This is a genomic window from Priestia sp. MDV22-iso46 (genome assembly GCF_058629175.1).
The window spans coordinates 1,857,705-1,878,037 of record NZ_JBZVWT010000001.1 but is presented as its reverse complement, the minus strand read 5'-3'; the positions used below and the strand labels follow the sequence as shown (position 1 = coordinate 1,878,037).

The window sequence follows — 20,333 nt, the reverse complement described above, 5'->3', positions numbered from 1 at the left end:
AGTACATTATTAATTATCTGAAATTTCTAACACAAAAGGAGAGGTTAAAATGAAAGAAACAGTAAAAGTTGGTCTTATTCAAGTTGAGTGTGAAGAAAGCGTTGAAGCTAATATTAACTATACGTTCACAAAAATTAAAGACGCCGCAGCGAATGGAGCTCAAATTATTTGTCTACAAGAACTATTTAATGCTCAATACTTCCCTCAAAGTGTTTCACCGGCAGGATATGAGCTGGCTATACCAGCAGAGAGCTCCGTATTAAAAGAAATGGCAGACCTCGCAGAAGAGCTGAAAGTTGTATTAATTGTTCCTTTTTATGAAAAAGCAGCTAGAGGCGTTTATTTTAATAGTGCAGCCGTATTCGACGCAGACGGAACTTGCTTAGGAATTACAAGAAAGAACCACATTCCTGATGGTCCGAACTATCATGAAAAATATTATTTTGTTCCAGGAAATACGGGATATCCTGTATATGAAACGCAATATGGAACAATCGGAGTAGGAATTTGCTGGGATGAATGGTTCCCAGAAGTAGCACGAATATTATCACTGCAAGGAGCGGATATTCTATTCTATCCTTCTGCGATTGGTTCAGAGCCTGATCATCCTGAGCTTTCAACTCGTCCCGCATGGGAAAAAGCTATTTCAGCACATGGGATTTCAAACGGCGTTTTTGTGGCTGCGGTGAACCGGGTAGGAACTGAAAAAGAGATGACCTTTTACGGAGGAAGCTTTGTAAGCAATCCAATGGGAGAAATTCTACAATCTTTAACGGATGAAGAAGGAATTTTGATTCAAGAAGTTGATTTAAAAGAAATCGATTCGACGCGTAATTTGCTTCAGTTTATGCGTGACAGAAGACCAGATACGTACGAATTATTATTAAAAAAAGAAGCGTTCCGCACGCCTTCAAATGTATAAGCTTAATTTCTAGTATAAAAAGAAAGGAGCCAAACAGAATGGTACATAAAACAAGCTGGATTTGGGATGAACGATTTTTACGCCATGACACGGGCAAGATTCAGTATGTATTTGAAGGTGGAGGAACATTAGAGCCTTGTGACGAGTTTGAAAACAAGCATCGAATGAATGTGATCAAAGAAATGATTGAAAAAAGCGGCTTAGTACATTACTTAGTTAGACAATCACCTTATGAAGCATCGGATGAAGATTTACTTCGGGTTCATACTAAAAACCATATCCGGCATGTTCAAAAAGCATGTGAAGCGGGAACAAGGGAGGTTGGACCTGAGGCCTATGCATCTGCTGAAACGGAAGGGATCGCGAGGCTATCTGCAGGTGCCGTTATGAAAGCAGTAGATACGGTGATGGAAAGTGAAACAATAAGTAAAGTCTATGCTCAAATACGTCCGCCAGGGCATCATGCGTCTTCAGACCAAGCAATGGGCTTTTGTTTTTATAACAATGTAGCTGTAGGCGCTGCCTATGCAATTGAACATTACGGGTTAAAAAGAATCGTCATCTTGGATTGGGATGTTCATCATGGAAATGGAACACAAGACATTTTTTATGAACGTGACGATGTACTTGTTATTTCGGTTCATGAAGAAGACTATTTTCCATTAGAATCCGGTCAGGTACATGAAGCCGGACAAGGAAAAGGTGAAGGATACAATATAAATATACCAGTACCTCCCCTGACTGGAGATGAAGGCTATCAATATGTATTTGAATCTATCATTGCACCAGTCATTAAACAATTTCAGCCTGAGCTTATCATAATATCAGCCGGACAAGATGCAAATGCATTGGATCCTATTTCTCGTTTAATGGTGACAAGAGAAGGGTTTAAATATATGGCAAACCAAATAAGAGAATTAGCAGAATCATATTGCGAAGGAAGGCTCATTGTAGCACAAGAAGGAGGGTATAACCTAGCATATCTTCCTATCGCCACCATGGGGGTTATTGAAGGACTTACCGGGGTAGATGTGAACTGGAAAGATCCGCACGTTTTGCCGCACAGAACAACACCGACTGCTCTATTCCAAGCAGTAGATAACGTTGTAAACTATCAGAAAAGGTTTTGGAAGTTTGCTGAGAAGGAAAGCTTTTGTTGAGGTAAGGTTATTAAAGCAATTAATAGCGTCGATATGTTAGAAACAAATAAATGAAATCACATGACAAAAAAGAGTCTCCGTAACGGAGACTCTTTTAAAATACCAATTAACGTAACAATTGAAGTACGTTTTGCGGCTGCTGGTTAGCTTGACTTAACATAGCTTGAGAAGCCTGAGATAAAATTGAATTCTTTGTTTGTTCCATCATTTCTTTCGCCATCGCGCGAACATTTGCTTTTACAAATGACTAGACTATATCTTCACCCTCTCAAAAAAAGTAGGGGTTGGGCACTTCGGATATAAATAAGCGGAACAGCAGATTTTTATCCTACAGATTTCATCGTCATAGCAGGCTGCCTTAGACGGTCTATCTTAGTCGTTGAACTTTCTCCAGAGTTTCCTCACAGGAGCTTAGCTGCTGATTGCCCAATCTTTTCTTTTTTTAAACCGTTGCGCCTGTTGTTTCCAACTACGCTGTGGTAAGAAAAGCTCTTAGGGGTTTCCAGCAATTCACCCAATTATAATCACTAGCCGTTACCAGCTAGGACGACTGTGCTTGTTGCTGCTTAGGCAGCTAAAGCATAATCTACGTCACGGATACGTGATTCCGCAGCTGTTAGGTTTTCAGATGATGTGCTTAGGTTGTTAATCGTGTGTTCTAAACGATTTTGTTTAGCACCAAGTTGAGAACGCTCATCTGAAACATTTTTAATTGCTGTATCGATTGTATCGATTGCAGCAGTAGATGTAGCAGCATCTACACTTAAATCAATATCTTTAACTCCTAAACTAGTTGAGTCCATTTTAGCAAACGTTACATCAATTTTTTGATCTTTATTCGCCCCAATCTGAAAAGTGAACTTCCCAGCATTTCCACCTGTACCGTCTAATAACTTCTGAGTGTTAAATTCTGTGTCGGTAGCAATTCTATCTACTTCACTTATTAGGTCAGTCACTTCTTTTTGAATTTCAGCTCTATCATCTGTAGTATTTGTATCACTACTTGATTGAACAGCCAATTCACGAACACGTTGCAAAATAGAATGCGTTTCGTTTAATGCACCTTCCCCAGTTTGGATCATTGATACTCCATCTTGAGCATTACGAGAAGCTTGATCCAATCCGCGAATCTGCCCGCGCATCTTCTCAGAAATTGCAAGACCTGCTGCATCATCAGCGGCATTGTTAATACGCTGGCCAGAAGATAATTTCTCCATGGATTTTGCTTGTGCATTGTTAGCTGTGTTGTACTGACGGTACGTGTTTAAAGCTGTAATGTTGTGATTAATTCTCATTTTCCTTACCTCCGTATAATGGTTTTACTTCTTGGTTTACATCCTTGTATGCAAGAAGTGTCCCGCTTTGAGCCGGGATAAAAGCAATCGAACATCTTTGGAAAATATGTTCATACTATATATCGACTGAGAGGTGAGGTTGTTTATACTTTCCATTAATTTATTAAATAAAAAATTTGTGCGTATCTAAAAAGAAAAACCAGTTCTCTATATGAACTGGTCTTTAGCATTAATGAGTAGCTCCGCCTGAAACTAAAATATCATCTTCCGTTACAATTGTGGTTTTTGCGATGGAAAGCAACCCTTGCACAATCAAATCCAACGACATACTCGCTTTCCCTGGATGATTCACGGCTTGTTCAGGAAGGTAAGGGATATGAACAAATCCACCTTTAATACAACAGTTTTGAATCATGTTCATGAGTCCGTAAAACACGTGGTTACAGACAAAGGTTCCAGCAGTTTGAGAGACGCTGCTTGGAATGCCTGCTTGGCGCAGGTTTTCGACAGCTGCTTTGATGGGCAGTGTCGAAAAGTATGCGGCAGGGCCGTTTTCAATAATAGGGCGATCAATGGGCTGCTGGCCAATATTGTCAGGGATTCGAGCGTCGTCTACGTTAATAGCAACGCGTTCGACCGTAATTCCTTCTCTGCCGCCTGCTTGTCCAACGCAAATGACGATGGAGGGGCTTATTTCTTCTATATAAGTATGAAGCTTTGAGAGTGATTCACCAAAAACAGTAGGGAGAGGCTTAGCAATAATTCGGTAGTCTTCAACAGCAACACCGTCTAAAGTTTTTACAGCTTCTAACGATGGATTAATGCTTTCGCCTTCAAATGGTTCAAACCCGGTTAATAATACAGTTGTCATTCTATTAATCTCCTTTAAAAGTGATATACAAGGTAGTACATCAGCAACGTATTAATCACAAAAACTGAAAGAGCAATTGGTACTTGTGCTTTAATGACTGCGTTTTTGTCTTTCAATTCAAGCAGCATGGCAGGCACGACGTTAAAGTTCGCTGCCATCGGTGTTAAAAGCGTTCCGCAGTAACCCGCAAACATCCCTAACGCGGCCATAATAGCAGGGTTCCCTCCGTGCATATGTACAATCAGCGGAAGTCCAATGCCTCCAGTAATAACGGCAAACGCTGCAAATGCATTTCCCATTACAATCGTAAATAACAGCATCCCCAAGCAGTATGCAAGTACAGCAACAAATGCATAGTTAGTCGGCAGTACATCACTTACAATATCCGAGACTACTGTTCCAACGCCTGATTTTGAAAAGATACCGCCAAGTGCTGCCAGCATTTGCGGTAAAATAACTGCCCAGCCGACTGCTTGAAGCAAGCGGCTTCCTTCTTTAACAGGCACGTCCATTTTCGCTTTTGTGACGCCCATTGAAGCGATAAAAGCAATGACAGCAGCGATTGCCAGTGAAATTAACGTGACCTTTTCTGGATCAATTAACGCCCAGTTTCCAAATTTAATTTTGCCAAAAAGAAGGGTACCGATAATCGTAAAAATAGGAATAAATAAAGCTGGTAAAAAGATTTTATTCTTTAATCTTTGTGCGTGAGCCACTCGTTCTTCAGCAGGTGTTTCCGCTTCATTGGATTTAGTCACGCGGTTAAATGAAGCAAGCAGCACCATGATAATAACTAAGCACCCTACATAAAAAGGCGGAATCACGTTGCCAAATAAAAACGTAATGGAAAACAGCGCCCAGAATAGGGAAGATCCTAAACGGTTAGGATGGTTAGGGTCACGCGCAATTCGAATCGCGATAAAAGCGACAATAATACCGAGTAAGTAGTAAATCGTATCAAGTGTCAGGATGCTTTTCATTTAACTCGCCTCCGTCTTTGAAGATGATGTTGGTTTGTGCTTCGTCATTTTTTTGTGAATACGTCGGTCTAATTGACGGAAACGAATAGCGCTGATTACTAGAGCTGATATTGCAGTGGGAATACCCCAAAGCGCCATATCCCAGACGTCTACGTGAATGCCTACTGAGTCAAAGAAACCTTTCATTAAGAGAATTCCACCCGTTGCAATAAAGATATCTTCTCCGAAAAACCAGCCTGTATTTTCAGCTGCCGCTGCGTGGGCGCGAATATCTTCTTTTACTTTAGGAGGAAGCTCTCCGTATTTTGCACGAGCTGCCCCTTCAGACATAGGTGCAACTAACGGACGCACGGATTGAGCGTGTCCGCCGATATTTAAGCCGACTGCGGCTGAGATTTCACGGATGAAAAGGTATATAAGTAAAACATTTCCAGAAGAAGCGTTTTTGGCTTTTTTGATCAGCACTTCTGCTTGTTCTTTTAACCCGTATTTTTCTAACACGCCGAAGATAGGAAGAGTAAGTAAAATAGCCATAGACATATAGCGGTTATCTACAAAGAACTGTCCAAACATCGTGATTACTTCATGCAGCGACAAGCCTGATACAAGGCCCGTCACGATGCCTGCAACAGTTACCACAAGCAGCGTGTTTAAACGAAATAAAAATCCCACTGCCACTAACAAAACCCCAATTAATTTCAACATAAAAAAATCCCCCCTGAGTATGTATAAATCGTGCTGTAAATTCACCTCCATTGCTTTTCTAAAAAAACAAAGATGTTTTGAGTATAAACAATTCTGAAAATTAAAACAAGATAGTTAAGACATAAAATAGTTATATTGGTGAACTAAAAGCATAAAAAGAAGGTTTATACACAACATGCATGTAGAAATAAAAGAGAGAATTTTGCCAAGAAGTTTGGGCAGAAACTTTTTAAGCTGATCTGCTGAAAACACCTCTCCTGAAATACCAAAAATGGTGTATAATGCTAAAAGGTAAGAATATAGAATTATATAGATTACATATAGGTGAATCTATATGACTATGTTTTAAACAATTTATTGAAGGGGGAAGGAGCATTTGAATTGTTCAAATTGCGGCCATCTTAATGATGGAGGGAAGTTTTGCGTGAAATGCGGTCATAAATTACAAGAAGAGGCAGCTGTAAGCCAGACGGCAGCAGCATCCGAATATCAGTCTCAATCTCAGCCGCAAACAGCGTATGTGCCTCAACAACCTAATCAGCGTGTTCGTCAGGCGAAAAAAGTGTCAAAATCATTTTTTAGTTATTTTACAGAAGGAATTAAAAATCCAACAGCTACAGCGCACGCAGCAGGTGAAAGTCAATTCGTTAATGCTCTTATCACGGTCATTCTTTATGCTCTTAGTATACCTATTATGCTGTATGTAGGCTGGAAGCTATTATTGATTCAATTTGTTCGAAGCATGTTCAAACTTCCTATTATCAGTGAAGAGCTGGCTCCATCCGACATGGAGGATTTTAATACGGGCACTGATTTAATAAAAGCCACAGATATCAATAGCATTATTCATTTTAATTTTACCGATTTTGTCTTTAAGCAAGGGATTTTCATTTTTATCGGACTCGCGGTTATTATTGGAGCAACATATGTTGCAGCAAAGTTTGGAAAAGTAGACGTTTCCTTTAAAGAATTTTTCTCACGCTTTGGCACGTTTATGATTATTCCAACAGCGCTTCTTCTAATTGGACTTGTACTTGCATTTCTTCATGTGGAATACTTCTCTTATTTTATGAATTTTGGTTTATTGAGTATTTTCCTTGTCGTTCCATTTACGATTGCTAGCTTTAAGCAAAACGGAACAAATGGGCTTGATCGTATCTATAGCACTCTTATTGTGTATGTAGTAATTACGATTGTGCTGACGTTTATTGCGAATGGTTTAGGAGAAGAAGCCAAAACCATTATTACGAGAATGGGAAACAGCAGTGAATTGAATGATCTATTTTAAGTCGACAGAAAGCATCGTATACAGCGGTGCTTTTTCATACCATTATAAAAAAGGAGTGTAGAAATTGGGATATTGCAGAGAGTGTGGCCATCAGTTAACAAATGAGCATGAATTTTGCCCGGAGTGTGGACATCCCGTCGAAAGGAAAGCGGCTTCTAGTGAAGGAGCAGCATCACAGCGTTACGCAGAACCTGCATCATCTTCAGTAGAGGAAGGAAGACAATCGGTAAAGCCTTCAAACAAAAAAACAAAGGTTATAACCATTTCAGTTATAGCAGCAGCTGCTATACTTGGCGGTGCTTATTACGGAATAGATAAAACAATGATGGCGCCTAAAGCCGTGTCAGAAAAATTTATTGCTTCAGTAAAGGGCAATGATGTTGACAAAGTAAAAAAATATGTAAATGATGGTCAAATTCAACTAGAAGCCAACGATGAACAAACAAAATCATTTATTACATATTTGCACGAAAATCCGGATGTAATGAAATCAATCTCTGAAGGACTAGCGGCAGATAGCAGAGCGCTTGAAGCAGGAGTTCCAAGCGAAGATCACTCTTCATACGCTAAGCTAGAACAAGACGGAAAGAAGTGGGGAATCTTTGATCATTACACGGTACAAATAAACCCTGTATATGCAAAAGCTCAGTCTACAGAAGATGCGACAGTAGTATATATTGACGGTCAAAAAGCTGGAACGGTAAGCAGTGACTCTTCTAAAAAGGTTGGTCCATTTTTACCTGGTACGCATATTGTAAAAGGTGAAGTGCAAAACGATTATGGAAAAGTTGAAAACGAACAAGAGATTGAAGCTACTAACGGAGAAGATGTGGACGTTGAGTTTGATTGGTCAGATCATGCGGTGTACATTTCTTCAGATTATGATGATGCGACGCTGTTCGTTAATGGTAAAGACACAAAAACAGAAATTGGCGATATTGATTATTTAGGCCCACTGCCAATGGATGGTTCTATAAAAATATATGCAAAACGTAAATTTGATTCTGGAGAAAAGAAAACGGAAGAAGTATCAATTAAAAAAGGCATGGAAGATGTTGCGCTTAATTTTGATGAAGAAAATACGACAGAAGCTATGGCAAAAGCATCGGCTCCTTCTAAGAATCAAGAGACGACGGACAAAGGTTCAGAAGTTAATTCTGGAGTATCTACTAGTGAAGTTTCTAGTTTTATCGAACAATATATGTACGCTACAATTTCATCAATTAACAGTGGAGACTTTTCTATTGCAGAGCCTTATATCGATACTAACGGACCAAAATACAAGGAACAAAAAGATTATACAGCTTACCTAATCAAAAAAGGCATAACAGAGGATTTATTAAGCTTTAACGTAAATAGAGTAACAAAACTCGATGACTCTATGTATAAAGTATATACAACAGAAGAGTATGATATTTCGTATGGAGACGGATCTGTGAAATATAAAAAATTCAACAGTATTCATAAAGTAAAAGAGTTATCTGATGGAAGTTTAGGTGTTTATCAGCTTATTAGTTCAACTGAAGTAAAGTAATAGCTAATAAATCACCCCTGAAACAGCAAATAACATGGTAGGTGAAAACAAATAAAAAAAGACGTCTTCTATGAAAAGACGTCTTTTTTTATGAATGAATCCCGATATCAAACCCAATACCTGGGATACTGCCGATCTTGAAATAAATTATTATACACGGTAGAAATCAATACGACCACACAAGCACAAATCATAATAATACCTAAGTATCCCCAGCCTGCTTGAGTATTAATTGCGACAATCGCGCTAGCTGCAGCGGGAGGATGAACGGTTTTGGTAAGAATCATTAAAATAAGAACAAACGCAAGTACAATCGCTATGGTGATTAGACTTCGATGAAATAAGCTCCAAATAATAAGTGCGGAAACCGTTGCGAGCAAATGCCCTCCAAGCACGTGGCGCGGCTGTGATAAAGGACCTTTGTGTGCCCCGAAGACAAGTACGCAGCTTGCGCCAATCGGAGCGAGTGCCATTGGATACCCAAGCGCGAGTGCAATCGCACTGCTGATGATAATCGCAATTAAACCTCCGATAGAAGAAACGACCGCATCTCTATAATTGATTTTCGGTTCTTCTTTTAGTTCTCCTTTCATCTTTTTAGCATAAGAGCTTAAGTAAGACAGAAAGGGGCTTTTTGTTTGAGGAAAGCTTTTTTCAATCTCCATTTCTTATTCCTTTCTCCTTTGTAAGTAAAAGTTGTTTGTCAAGTTGTATGTCAGAACATCTGCTATATTAAGTTAGTTTATAAGAAAACAAGGATTACTGGAAGAGGAAAAACGTCTTTTTTTAATGGAAATTCTTTTTATGAACGAAAAAAGGCAGGATAAGCGGCATAAAGGGTCTCTATGTGCAGGAAGGGAAGGAGACATGTATAATAAATCTAGAGGTGACTAAATTATGTATCTAGTAGACTACCATCATCACACGAACAATTCATTTGACTCACAGGCAGTCATGAAAGAAGTGTGCGAACAAGCTGTAAAAAACGGCATAAACGAAATTTGTTTTACCGAGCACTTTTCATTAAATCCATTAGCGCCAACATACGGTCATATGGATTTTGATAAATATGAACGAGAACTAGCGGAATGCAGAGATCAATTTCAAGGCCAGCTAGTGATTAAAAAGGGAATTGAAATTTGTGAGCCGCACTATCTAAAAGAGAAGTATCAAAAAACCATGCAGCAGGAGAACTTTGATTTTATTTTAGGATCGGTTCATAACATTAATAACATCAAGCTTCGTAAACATTTGGAGCTGAATGACAAAGAAGCAATTTACCGCACTTATTTTAACGAAATGTATAAGCTAGTAAGCGAAGCGGATATTGACGTGTTGGCTCATTTAGATTTAATGAAGCGCTATGCGTTTGAACAGTACGGCATTTACGACTTTCATCAATTCAAAGATATTCTTGCGGATATTTTGAAAAAAGCAATTGATCGCAATATCGGAATTGAAATTAATACTTCAGGCATGAGAGGGAAGCTGGGCGAAGCGCTGCCGGCACTTGAAGTTGTTGGGCTCTACCGCGATTTGGGCGGAGAAATCTTAACGATTGGCTCTGATTCACACTTTGCTGAAACGGTAGGAGCGCATATGAAAGAAGCGGTTGAAATGGCGAGAGAGTGCGGGTTTACGGAGATTTATACATTTGATCAACGCAAGCCAAAAGGAATTCGTATTTAACAGGAGTGGGTTTCACTTTCTTCTAGAATAATAATAACTGTAAAAAGCACGCTCTAATTTGAGCGTGCTTTTTTAATTTAGTTCCGCTTAAGATCCGATAAAAATCTCCGGACTTCTTCGATAGTCAGCCCCAGCGTGCGAGCTGCTTCCATAAGACTTACCCACTCTTGATCGATTGACAGTACATTTTCTTTTTTCATTACGATTCATCCACCCTTTGCCAGGGAACCCAGCTGTCGTAGCCAAAAATGGCCTTAGACCTGAAGCTTTGCGTCACTATTTTTCAATAGTTTTGCCCTTATCTGGATAATTTGTAATAGTATTCTTAGTATACAGTTATTTTACAAAATAATATTTGTAAAAGATGTCGAAATAGGTCGATTATCACAAAAAAATTAAACGTTAGTAAATGGATGTATCAGTTTGTTTTTCGGAACTTTAAATAATACTGAAATTCAATAAATTCTTCTTTGGTCATGCCGTCTTGAACGGCTCGTTCAATTAATTGAAGCCACTCTAGATTAAGGGCTGGCTTTGAAGTTAGAGCTGGACAGCTGATATCTCCCTCAATTAATTCATCAATCGTTGTGTGAAGAGAAGACGCGATTTTATCAAGCATTTGAAGAGAAGGATTATTATTTAACCCTTTTTCTAAATGAGACAAATACGATTTTGAAATATTGGCTTCTTCAGCCAAGCGTGTAATAGAATAGCCTTTTTTTAGTCGCAAATTCTTAATCTTTTCCCCTATCACATTCAGTTCATCCTCTTCTTATAGGTTTTTGTTCATTATAACGCATATTTGTGCATCTTGTGTACATAAAAATATAAAACTAATAATATTTTGTTCTTTATAAAGAATAAATAGGTTAAAATACCTATTCTTGATGCAGGTATATCATGCTATACTTCACTTACAAATTGTTCTTTATTAAGAATATTTGTCGATTTATCATATTTTTCATTCATTATAATGAACGTTTTGCCGAGTGTACAGAAAGAGAATGAACGAGCCGAATTACGTGATCTAAAAGAATAATCGCGTTGTGCTACTACATTTTAGACAGGGGATTGTATGAAACAGCGTTACGTAGAACTTGACTCTGTAAGGGGATTGGCCGCTTTATTTGTTGTTATTAATCATTACCTCATGATTTTCCCAAGTTTCAGTGAATACAGCTATCAAATTCATTCTTCTTTCCTGATGTACGTGTTAAAAGAAAGTCCGCTACGGTTATTTTTTAGCAGCGGCAACGAGTCGGTTGTTTTGTTTTTTGTTTTAAGCGGTTTTGTATTAGCTCTTCCGTTTTATGAAAGCAGTTCTTTTCGTTACGGAGAATATGTAATTAGGCGAGTGTGCCGGATCTATCTTCCATATTTGTTTTCCGTTTGTCTTGCGATTGGGTGTAAATTACTTTTCGCTCAAGGAGGGATCAATGAATTAAGTCTATGGTTTAACAATTCTTGGAACATGAGAGAATCGCCAAGATTACTAATTGAACATTTCTTTTTAATCGGGACATACAATACTGATGCCTACAACAATGTGATTTGGTCACTTGTTCATGAAATGAGAATTTCTCTTTTGTTTCCTTTAATTTTGTTGGTATTAGTCAAGCTATCTGGTCAAAAAGTAATGAGGCTTTTCTTTTTCATTTTTGTAGTGTCATCTCTGTTGTTATTGGTAAATCAATCTTCATTAACACCTACGAGTTATTTACTTTCATTTCATTATTTGCTTCTTTTTATGGCTGGTGCCATAACAGCTAAGTACAGAGATACTTTAATTCATGTATACCGTGCAAGAAGCTGGATGCAAAAAATAGGGATTATCACTATTGGCTTTGCACTCTATCTTTCTGAAGGCGTACTAACAAACTATGATATTACAAATAACTTTTTATGCCGAAATGTATTAGCAATGGCAGGAAGCTGTATTCTAATCGTTCTCGCATTAGCATCACCAGCTGCTTCTAAAATGTTGAAAAAAAAGCTGTTTACTTTGTTGGGGGAAATTTCATATAGCTTATATTTAGTCCATTTAATTGTCTTATTTTCGTTTATTTATCTTCTGCATGGACGGTTGCCGTATGAAATAATTTTATGTCTTTGTTTCTTTGCATCATTTTGTTTGGCTATTGGAGTTAACCGTTTTGTTGAGAAACCTTCATGCAAATTTGGAAAGATGTTAGTTAAAAATAAGAATATAGCTTTAAAAAATAATAGACGTACAATTAGCCGCTATTAAGGCATTTTGAGCCATAAATGATTAGTTGGAGGGACATTATTATGCAAGATAAGCTTCAGCTTAAGGACTTCTTTTACATCTTAAAAAAAAGGTGGCTGACTGTTTTAGCCACTATGCTGTTAGCCAGCACAAGTATTGCTGCGGTAAGTTTCTATGTGTTAAAGCCAACATATCAAGCGTCAGCTCAAGTGCTGGTAAATCAAGCAACTTCTAAAAATGTAGATGAAATCGCAAATATTACACAGCTGAACACACAATTGATTTCTTCTTACATCGATTTTATTAAAAATCCTATTGTATTAAAAGGAGTAAAAGATGAATTGAGCTTAAAAAGTTCAATAAAAGATTTAAGTGATGAAATCACCGTTCAGCACAATGAAAACTCTCAGTTTATTAATATTACAGTCAGAGATCACGATTCTAAACAAGTAAGTGAAATTGCAAACAGAGTCGCTTTTCTATCAAAAAATCAAGCTGAGAAGCTAATGAAAGGAAGCAATATTCAAGTGCTGACAGATCCTTCTGATAGTGAACAAATCTTTCCGAAACCGCTTCCTGTAGCAGCTATAGCAATTGTCGTAAGCTTCATGCTTGGAGTAGCGATTGCTGTTCTTCGTGAATACGCAGATGACTCACTTCGAAATGAAGATGAAATTGAGAAGCTTATCGGTCTCCCTGTCATTGGGCATATCGAACTCCAACCTCGAAAGATGAAGAGAAACCAAAAGCAAGGCAGTGATCAGGCAAAGACTAGGAGGGAGAACCTTGAGTTTTAAACGAAGAAAGTACCCATTTTCACTGTATCAAGATGCTAAAACCATCAACCAAACAAATATGATTCGAAAAAATGTTGAGGTTCTGCTGAATAGTGAAGCCAAATGCCTGACAATCACATCAGCGGAAGTGAACGATAAAAAGCCGCTTATGACGGCAAAGCTAGGGATTTCATTTGCTGAACAAGAGAAAAACGTTCTGCTTATTGACGGAAACGTACATTGTCCTTCTCTTCATCAGCTCTTTGACCTTGGAAGTTCAGAAGGGTTAACGGATGTGTTAGTAAATGGGAAAGGCCGACATGTACCCATTAAACAAACATCATACAAAGGACTGGACGTGCTTCCGGCCGGATCTCACTTTCGAAACGCATCCACACTGTTTGTTTCCAAGTATTTTGATGAGCTCATAAAAGGATGGAAAGAAGAATACGATTTGATTCTTTTTGAAACACCTCAGTTTTTAGAAGAGACAGATTCTCATATTCTTGCAGCAAAATGTGATGCCACCATGCTTGTTGTGGAAGAACGCAAAACAAAAGCAGATGCCGTTGTCAAAACAAAAAATATGCTGGAAAAAGCGCGGATTCATGTACTAGGCGTTATTTGGAGTCCATCTCACTAGCTCCTCAGTTTATATAGAAGGAAGTGAAACGATGAATCAAATTGTCTCGAAAACGATTAGTGATTCCGACGTGCTAAAAAAAGAATTTACACTTTTTTACTCACTGTGTAAACGCATGTTTGATATTGTGATTTCGTTTATAGCTCTTGTGGTTTTGCTACCTGTTATTTTGTTGTTTGCGCTTATTGTGATGATTGAAACACCGGGTTCACCTTTCTTTCTTCAAGAGCGTCTGGGTCAAAGCGGCAGGCCATTTACCATCATGAAGCTGCGTTCGATGTACAGTGACGCGGAAAAAAACGGAGCGCAGTGGGCCGTTAAAAATGACAGCCGCGTTACCAGAGTAGGAAAGCTGATTCGCCAAACGCGAATTGATGAACTGCCTCAGCTGTGGAATGTATTAAAAGGCGATATGTCGATTGTCGGTCCAAGACCTGAAAGAGCAGTATTTATAGAAGAATTTCAAAAAACACTTCCTTCGTTTAGTCAGCGGCTTGCTGTTAAGCCTGGACTAACAGGCTGGGCGCAAATTAACGGAGGATATGAGTTAACGCCAGCAGAAAAGCTGGAGCTCGATCTTTACTATATTCAACATACGAATATACGGTTTGACGTGAAGATTATGATAAAAACGCTAAGAGTCATTGTAACAGGAGACGGATCAAGATAGGAGAGGGATAACATGAAAAGAGTATTAGTTACAGGCGGATGCGGTTTTATTGGGTCACATATGGCAGAGCTTCTTTATCAAAACGGATTTGAAGTAAAGGTAATCGACAATCTATCAACGGGAAAAATAGCAAACTTAGAAAATCGAGGCATTTCTTTTCACTACGGAGATATTGTGAGTGAAGAATTAGATAAAGTATTTGCCGAGTTTAAACCTCATTATGTTGTTCACCAAGCGGCTCAAGTGAGCGTGGCTCATTCCGTTACTAATTTTCATCATGACGCCAATGTTAATATTCAAGGAACGATCAACATTATTAATGCATGCAAAAAACACGGAGCTGAAAAAATCATTTTTGCTTCATCAGCTGCCGTGTACGGAAATACGAACGTTACTCCAATTACGCTTACTCATCCAACGAGTCCAGCTTCACCTTACGGACTGTCAAAGTTTACGTCTGAAGAATATTTGAAGCTTGCCAAACAGCTGTATGATATTGACTACGTTATTCTTCGCTACAGCAACGTATACGGTCCACGGCAAAATTCACAGGGGGAAGGCGGCGTAATTTCAATCTTTTTTGACCGGTTTGTTACGAACCAGCAGCCGATTATTTACGGAAGCGGCCGTCAAACAAGAGATTTTATTTACGTAGAAGACGTGAGCCAGGCGTGTTTACAAGCAATTCAGTATGAAGGATGCGGCACGTTTAATATTTCCAATAACAGCAGCATCAGCATCAACGAACTCTTTTTTACGATGAAAAGCATATCCGGCAGTCACTTAACACCTGCTTATCACAGCGTGCGTGAAGGTGATATTGCAGACAGCAGACTGTGCAATAAAGAAAGCATCAAAGCGCTGAAGTGGTCGCCTGCTTTTACGCTTGAAAAAGGCTTGGCCAAAACGTATGACTATTATCATGAAACGCTAGCTCAGCGATTTGCTAAAACGATGGAGTAAGAGGGATGTATGAAGAAAAATTCCATTTGGAAAAACATTGTTCACTTATTTATTAGTACCGTTGTATCACGTTTGTTAAATGCAGCTGCGCTTATCGTACTGGCACAGTATTTAAGCGCAGCTAGTTACGGGAGATTCAGCGTAGCGCTAGCTTTTGCGATGATATTAGGCTACTTTACTGACGTTGGCTTAAGCAATACGGTTCTTCGCGAAGGCTCTAAAAAACAGGCGGACGTGGATCATCTTTTGTCATCGTATGTGAAAATGAGAATTCTGCTTTTGCTTGCGACGTTTGCAGGAGCGTATATAGTGATTTCCTTGTTTTATCACGAAGCATCACTTGTAAAGATGATGTATTACTTGATTGTGCCGATGGTGACAGGACTTGCGATGCAAAGCATCGGGATTACGTATTTTCAGCTTACTGAACAAATGCATCATTTAGGAGCCATTCGGATTTATTCAGCTCTGTTGCTGGTGGTTCTGCTGACGGTTGGAATGCTGATGCATACAAGCCCGTTTTTTATTTCGTTTTTGTTTGGCTTTTCCTACTTTTTAGCAGGAGTGTACGGTCTGTGGATGGTTGGGAAAAGAGTATCGTTTAATTTTAAAAAGCGAATTCAACGGGGACTGCTGAAGAATATCGGGTCCTTTATTGTAAGCGGACTGCTGATTATGCTGCTGCCGCAGCTTGGTCCAATCGTATTAGAAAATACAATTCCGCTTGCAGCCGTTGGTGTGTTTGCCGTTGCGTACCGCATTCCATCGGCGCTGTATCAAGTTCCAGGAATTGTAGCAGGTGCGTTTTATCCAGTATTATTTCGCCATTATAATCATCAGAAGACAGACAAACATTTACAGTTAAATATTCTTCAAGTGAAGCTTATGAGCTTAGTAGGAATGATAACGACGCTACCTTTTTATCATTTATCCGATCTTGCCGTGTCTTTATTGTTTGGAGAGAAATGGGCTGCGGCCGGAGATGCGTTAAAGTGGCTGTCGCTGATGCTGATTTTTCAAGGCTTAAGCGTAGCACTAGCAGACGGTTTAACAACAAAAGGACTTCAAGGAAGAAGAACGGGCGTTCAGCTCATTGCTGTTGTATCGGGAATTGCTTTTTACTATTTTTTAAGCTCTGCTTATTCTGTGATGGGAGCCGTGTATGCTGCGTTGCTGATTGAAGGAATCCTGTTTCTCGGCTGCTGGCTATGCAACCCTGAAAGAGTCATTATCATGCGTAAAACCTTTCCGATTTTTGTTTGCTTATTTGGAAGCACGCTTGCAATTACCACGCTGCTATTTTCACAGCACCCGTTTATTGCGCTGTGCGTAAACATACTGCTTGTGTTACTGCTGACGCTGCTAGATAAAGAGATTAGAAATCAAGCGCTAGGCTACCTGCAAAAAAACAAACCAGTAAACGTAGAGAACAGAAAGGAGGCACAAAATGGATAGTGTATATGTACAGAATCGAAAATCGACCGTTTTGTTTTGCCTTTTTGTTCTTGTCACGCTAAGCAAATATAACGTCAATATTGGTTTTGCATTAAAACCGTACATGATTTTTTTATTTGCACTTCTGCTGCTTAGCTTTGCTTCTTTTTACGTCTATAAGCTTCAAGCATATGAAGTGCTGCTGCTTTTATTTTATCTTTTTTACTGTATGACCGGAGCGTTTTCTCTGTATCCAGAAGCGAGTCTTCGTATTATGCTAGGAGTTTTGCTTATTCTCGTTTGCTACTTTTTAATGAAATATGTCATAGCAGAGTTTCATAGCGGCAGCATCAAACGTGCGTTAACCGGAGCTGGCATTCTTTTTAACGGCGTGAGTTTGCTGCTTTATATGGCGGGTCTTCAAGCTGTTCATTTTCAATTTGCCTCCGATGTAGAAATTATCAAATGGGGCGTGATGATTGACCGCAGCTATCCGCGTTTGATTGGCGTGCTGGATGATCCTAATATTTATGTATTTTATAATACGCTGTTTTTTACTTATTTTTTAACGAATAGCGGTAGTACTAAAAATAAAGTCGGACTTTTACTTAGCACATTAGCAAGCGTTTTAACGTTCTCGCGAGGCGGATTAATTGCCATGGTCGCTGTGTTGATTCTGTATTTGCTCATTACTCGATCGCTTAACAGTCTCAAAACAGTTCTTTCGTTTGTGTTTTTATTTGGTTTGCTTGCTCTTATCGCCCATTTTATGACGAATTTTAACGTGTTTACAATTCTAACCGAACGAGCCGATGATTTTTTACATGACGGAGGAAGCGGGAGGTTTTCGCTGTGGAACCGGGCATTTGAGTTTTTTTCATCGCATCCGTTTGCCGGAATCGGCGCTTTTAACTTTTTAGAGTATAACTTGTTTTACTACGGTGAGGCGCTGTACGTTCATAACACGTTTTTAGAGATTTTATCAGAGACGGGTATGATTGGTTTTTGCTTATATTTCAGCTTTTTACTTCTTGTGTTGCTTCAGCTTTTGAAACAAAAAATTCATAAACAAGAACCTTACTTATTTTTAACGTTTGTTGGTTTTTTGCTTCAAATGATGTCACTTTCGTTAATTGTAAATGAGCTGTTCTTTTTATACTTAGCGCTGCTGTCAGGCTATTTACGAAATCATCAAAGTGAGGAGAGTGCGAGATGAATCTTTTAAACTTTCAACAAAATCAGCCCCTCGTTTCAATCGTTACACCTGCCTATAACTGCGCAGCCTTCATTTCATCCACCATCAAATCCGTGCAGCAGCAAACCTACCTCAACTGGGAGCTGCTGGTGATTGACGACTGTTCAACAGATGAAACGGCTGAAGTAGTAAAGAAATTCAGTAGAAAAGATCAACGTATTCAGCTGCTTCAGCTTACAAAAAATTCAGGAGCCGCAGCGGCACGTAATGAAGGTATAAATGCAGCAAACGGACGTTTTCTTGCCTTTTTAGACAGCGATGATGTATGGCACGCAGAAAAACTTACAAAACAAGTGGCATTTATGCTTGAAAAAAATTGCGCTTTTTCCTATACAGGCTACAGCATCATCAATGAAAAAGGTGAAAAAACAGGCGTTGAAGTGAACGTTCCTAAAAGCGTTGATTACAAGACGCTTGTGGGAAACACCATTATCGGCTGTTTGACGGTGATGCTTGATAAAAAACAAATTTCCGCAATTTCAATGCCAAGCATTCAGCCAGAAGACACGGCACTGTGGCTGTCGCTGCTGAGAAAAGGCTATACTGCGTACGGTCTTCAAGAGTCACTTGCTTATTACCGTCTTGTATCTCACTCGGTTTCTAGAAACAAGCTTAAAGCAGCGACGAGGTATTGGAACCTTCTTCGTAAGCAAGAGCGGCTGCCTCTATGGAAAAGCACGACTTATTTTGTGCAGTACAGCGTGAATGCGTATGCCAAAAGTAAAAATCTCTCAAAATCGTAAAGGATGTGAAGTCTTGAAAAACGTACTTTTAATTACGGATAAATTGATTACAGGCGGAGCAGAAACGTATTTTTGCAAGCTCGAAAATCAATTGAATCATCCGGATATTACCGTATATACAGCAGCTGCAATGGGAGAACTGTACAATAAAATTCAATATAAAAAACGGTTCACGCCTTTAAGCAGGAAAAATCATCTTCACAACCTTTATGTGCTTTGGAAAAAAGTGCGAACTTGTAAAATTGATATCATTCATGCCAACAGCCTGCGTATGGTGATGTATGCAGTATGCGTGAATCGGCTGCTGCGAAAAAAAGTAAAAATACTTTATACAAAGCATAATGTAACGGTGCTGGAACAAAAAGCGAAGGGTCTATTTTGTAAACTCGTAAACTCTTTTGTGCATCAAGTAATTACCGTGAGCCGCTTTGAACAAGAGCAGTTAATGCACCTTGGCGTGAATAGCGGTAAAGTGACAACGATTTATAACGGGGTGGATTTAGATCAGTTTGTGTTTAAAGAAAAAGCTGCTTCACTCGACTGTCATATTGGCCTGTTAGCAAGAGCTTCAAAAGAAAAAAATCACGAGCTGTTTATCGAAATTGCCTCGCTGCTTCGAGATCATGAGCATATGAAGTTTCATATCGGAGGAGGAGGGCCCGAGCTGCAGCGAATTCAAGAGCTTATCCAGCAGCAAGGCTTATCTGAAAAGATAAAGATATGGGGAGAAGTACAAGACCCTGAAGCATTTATTACGAAAATGGATATGCTTCTGTTAACTTCTCACCGTGAAGTATTCCCAATGGTTGTTTTAGAAGCAATGGCTGTCGGTACACCGATGATTTCAATTGATGTAGGAGGCGTGAAAGAAGCGATAGCAGATGGAGATACGGGCTATTTAATCCCGACTTATTCACCTCAAGCATTTGCCGAAAAAATAACGGAACTGTACGCCGAGCAAGAACAAAAGCAGCGTTTTGCCAAAGGTGCTAGAAAAAAAGTCGAACAGCACTTTACGTCGAGTCAAATGATTGCATCGACTGCTAATCAATACGTAAACGTGAGCGGAAAAAGCTTCTAAACCGGAAGCTTTTTTTCTATGAAAACAGTGAACCACAGGTAGCCAAAACGCATAAAGTAATACAAGCAGTACATGCTTTACACCTGCTGAGAAAGCG

21 protein-coding genes, 1 pseudogene and 1 riboswitch are annotated in these 20,333 nt (G+C 39.1%); of the genes and pseudogenes, 14 read left to right on the top strand and 8 right to left on the bottom strand.

The annotated features are described in order from the left end of the window. Window positions 1-49: 49 nt before the first annotated feature. Together AC4NPH_RS09585 and AC4NPH_RS09580 are read left to right on the top strand one after the other, a co-directional pair. Complete coding sequence (locus AC4NPH_RS09585) at window positions 50-922, top strand: carbon-nitrogen hydrolase (protein WP_097813319.1); 873 nt, start codon at window positions 50-52, stop codon at window positions 920-922. 38 nt (window positions 923-960) lie between these two features. Then, window positions 961-2,082, top strand: a complete 1,122-nt coding sequence (locus AC4NPH_RS09580) for a class II histone deacetylase (RefSeq protein ID WP_098197039.1) — start codon at window positions 961-963, stop codon at window positions 2,080-2,082. Window positions 2,083-2,188: 106 nt separating this feature from the next. Here AC4NPH_RS09580 and AC4NPH_RS09575 read toward each other — a convergent pair. The 5 genes and pseudogenes from AC4NPH_RS09575 to AC4NPH_RS09555 form a co-directional block, all read right to left on the bottom strand. After that, window positions 2,189-2,302 (bottom strand): annotated as a pseudogene (locus AC4NPH_RS09575) (flagellin); the annotation flags it as partial. 346 nt (window positions 2,303-2,648) lie between these two features. Then, window positions 2,649-3,377: a flagellin N-terminal helical domain-containing protein gene (locus AC4NPH_RS09570; protein WP_061859612.1), complete on the bottom strand. Its 729-nt coding sequence runs from the start codon at window positions 3,375-3,377 to the stop codon at window positions 2,649-2,651. 229 nt (window positions 3,378-3,606) lie between these two features. After that, window positions 3,607-4,248 (bottom strand): pyroglutamyl-peptidase I, encoded by a 642-nt coding sequence (pcp, locus tag AC4NPH_RS09565; protein WP_013055802.1) that lies wholly within the window; start codon window positions 4,246-4,248, stop codon window positions 3,607-3,609. A 14-nt stretch (window positions 4,249-4,262) separates the two neighbouring features. Then, window positions 4,263-5,228 carry a DUF979 domain-containing protein gene (locus tag AC4NPH_RS09560; RefSeq protein ID WP_055989202.1) on the bottom strand — a complete coding sequence of 322 codons (966 nt, stop codon included), beginning with the start codon at window positions 5,226-5,228 and terminating at the stop codon, window positions 4,263-4,265. Then, window positions 5,229-5,933, bottom strand: a complete 705-nt coding sequence (locus tag AC4NPH_RS09555; RefSeq protein WP_013055804.1) for a DUF969 domain-containing protein — start codon at window positions 5,931-5,933, stop codon at window positions 5,229-5,231. 376 nt (window positions 5,934-6,309) lie between these two features. Here AC4NPH_RS09555 and AC4NPH_RS09550 point away from each other — a divergent pair, with 376 nt between their 5' ends. After that, the gene (locus AC4NPH_RS09550) at window positions 6,310-7,221 is read left to right on the top strand and encodes a zinc ribbon domain-containing protein (RefSeq protein ID WP_055989198.1); all 912 of its coding nucleotides are present in this window, start codon (window positions 6,310-6,312) and stop codon (window positions 7,219-7,221) included. A gap of 64 nt (window positions 7,222-7,285) precedes the next feature. Then, complete coding sequence (locus AC4NPH_RS09545) at window positions 7,286-8,755, top strand: zinc ribbon domain-containing protein (protein WP_097813317.1); 1,470 nt, start codon at window positions 7,286-7,288, stop codon at window positions 8,753-8,755. Window positions 8,756-8,862: 107 nt separating this feature from the next. Here AC4NPH_RS09545 and AC4NPH_RS09540 read toward each other — a convergent pair whose 3' ends face one another. Continuing rightward, window positions 8,863-9,420, bottom strand: a complete 558-nt coding sequence (locus AC4NPH_RS09540) for an HPP family protein (protein ID WP_097813316.1) — start codon at window positions 9,418-9,420, stop codon at window positions 8,863-8,865. 232 nt (window positions 9,421-9,652) lie between these two features. Here AC4NPH_RS09540 and AC4NPH_RS09535 point away from each other — a divergent pair, with 232 nt between their 5' ends. Further along, window positions 9,653-10,444: a histidinol-phosphatase HisJ family protein gene (locus AC4NPH_RS09535; RefSeq protein WP_075421423.1), complete on the top strand. Its 792-nt coding sequence runs from the start codon at window positions 9,653-9,655 to the stop codon at window positions 10,442-10,444. Between the two features lie 77 nt (window positions 10,445-10,521). Here the strand turns inward: AC4NPH_RS09535 and AC4NPH_RS09530 are convergent, their stop codons facing one another. Together AC4NPH_RS09530 and AC4NPH_RS09525 are read right to left on the bottom strand one after the other, a co-directional pair. Further along, entirely contained in the window at window positions 10,522-10,644 is a 123-nt protein-coding gene (locus tag AC4NPH_RS09530; protein WP_013055809.1) for an anti-repressor SinI family protein, read from the bottom strand. A gap of 20 nt (window positions 10,645-10,664) precedes the next feature. Then, window positions 10,665-10,751: riboswitch (cyclic di-GMP riboswitch) on the bottom strand. A 111-nt stretch (window positions 10,752-10,862) separates the two neighbouring features. Next, window positions 10,863-11,198 carry a helix-turn-helix domain-containing protein gene (locus tag AC4NPH_RS09525; RefSeq protein WP_013055810.1) on the bottom strand — a complete coding sequence of 112 codons (336 nt, stop codon included), beginning with the start codon at window positions 11,196-11,198 and terminating at the stop codon, window positions 10,863-10,865. A gap of 321 nt (window positions 11,199-11,519) precedes the next feature. On the opposite strand from AC4NPH_RS09525, the gene AC4NPH_RS09520 reads away from it, so the two are divergent. From AC4NPH_RS09520 to AC4NPH_RS09480, 9 genes are read left to right on the top strand one after another with little or no spacing between them, the layout of a single operon-like run. Continuing rightward, a complete protein-coding gene (locus AC4NPH_RS09520; RefSeq protein WP_013055811.1) occupies window positions 11,520-12,692 on the top strand; it encodes an acyltransferase family protein in 1,173 nt (390 codons plus the stop codon). Between the two features lie 41 nt (window positions 12,693-12,733). Beyond that, window positions 12,734-13,468, top strand: a complete 735-nt coding sequence (locus AC4NPH_RS09515) for a YveK family protein (RefSeq protein WP_013055812.1) — start codon at window positions 12,734-12,736, stop codon at window positions 13,466-13,468. Next, window positions 13,458-14,090 carry a CpsD/CapB family tyrosine-protein kinase gene (locus tag AC4NPH_RS09510; protein ID WP_013055813.1) on the top strand — a complete coding sequence of 211 codons (633 nt, stop codon included), beginning with the start codon at window positions 13,458-13,460 and terminating at the stop codon, window positions 14,088-14,090. Before AC4NPH_RS09515 ends, AC4NPH_RS09510 begins: the two co-directional genes overlap by 11 nt. Window positions 14,091-14,121: 31 nt before the next feature. Next, the gene (locus tag AC4NPH_RS09505) at window positions 14,122-14,760 is read left to right on the top strand and encodes a sugar transferase (protein ID WP_013055814.1); all 639 of its coding nucleotides are present in this window, start codon (window positions 14,122-14,124) and stop codon (window positions 14,758-14,760) included. A gap of 12 nt (window positions 14,761-14,772) precedes the next feature. Further along, complete coding sequence (locus AC4NPH_RS09500) at window positions 14,773-15,723, top strand: NAD-dependent epimerase/dehydratase family protein (protein ID WP_098325821.1); 951 nt, start codon at window positions 14,773-14,775, stop codon at window positions 15,721-15,723. 9 nt (window positions 15,724-15,732) lie between these two features. After that, on the top strand, window positions 15,733-17,178 hold the full coding sequence (locus tag AC4NPH_RS09495; RefSeq protein WP_013055816.1) for a lipopolysaccharide biosynthesis protein: 1,446 nt from the start codon (window positions 15,733-15,735) through the stop codon (window positions 17,176-17,178). Further along, window positions 17,171-18,373: an O-antigen ligase family protein gene (locus tag AC4NPH_RS09490; RefSeq protein ID WP_491938710.1), complete on the top strand. Its 1,203-nt coding sequence runs from the start codon at window positions 17,171-17,173 to the stop codon at window positions 18,371-18,373. The genes AC4NPH_RS09495 and AC4NPH_RS09490 overlap by 8 nt, the downstream gene beginning before the upstream one ends. Next, the gene (locus AC4NPH_RS09485; RefSeq protein WP_013055818.1) at window positions 18,370-19,155 is read left to right on the top strand and encodes a glycosyltransferase family 2 protein; all 786 of its coding nucleotides are present in this window, start codon (window positions 18,370-18,372) and stop codon (window positions 19,153-19,155) included. Before AC4NPH_RS09490 ends, AC4NPH_RS09485 begins: the two co-directional genes overlap by 4 nt. 13 nt (window positions 19,156-19,168) lie before the next feature. Continuing rightward, window positions 19,169-20,236: a glycosyltransferase family 4 protein gene (locus AC4NPH_RS09480; RefSeq protein WP_491938709.1), complete on the top strand. Its 1,068-nt coding sequence runs from the start codon at window positions 19,169-19,171 to the stop codon at window positions 20,234-20,236. Window positions 20,237-20,333 lie beyond the last annotated feature (97 nt).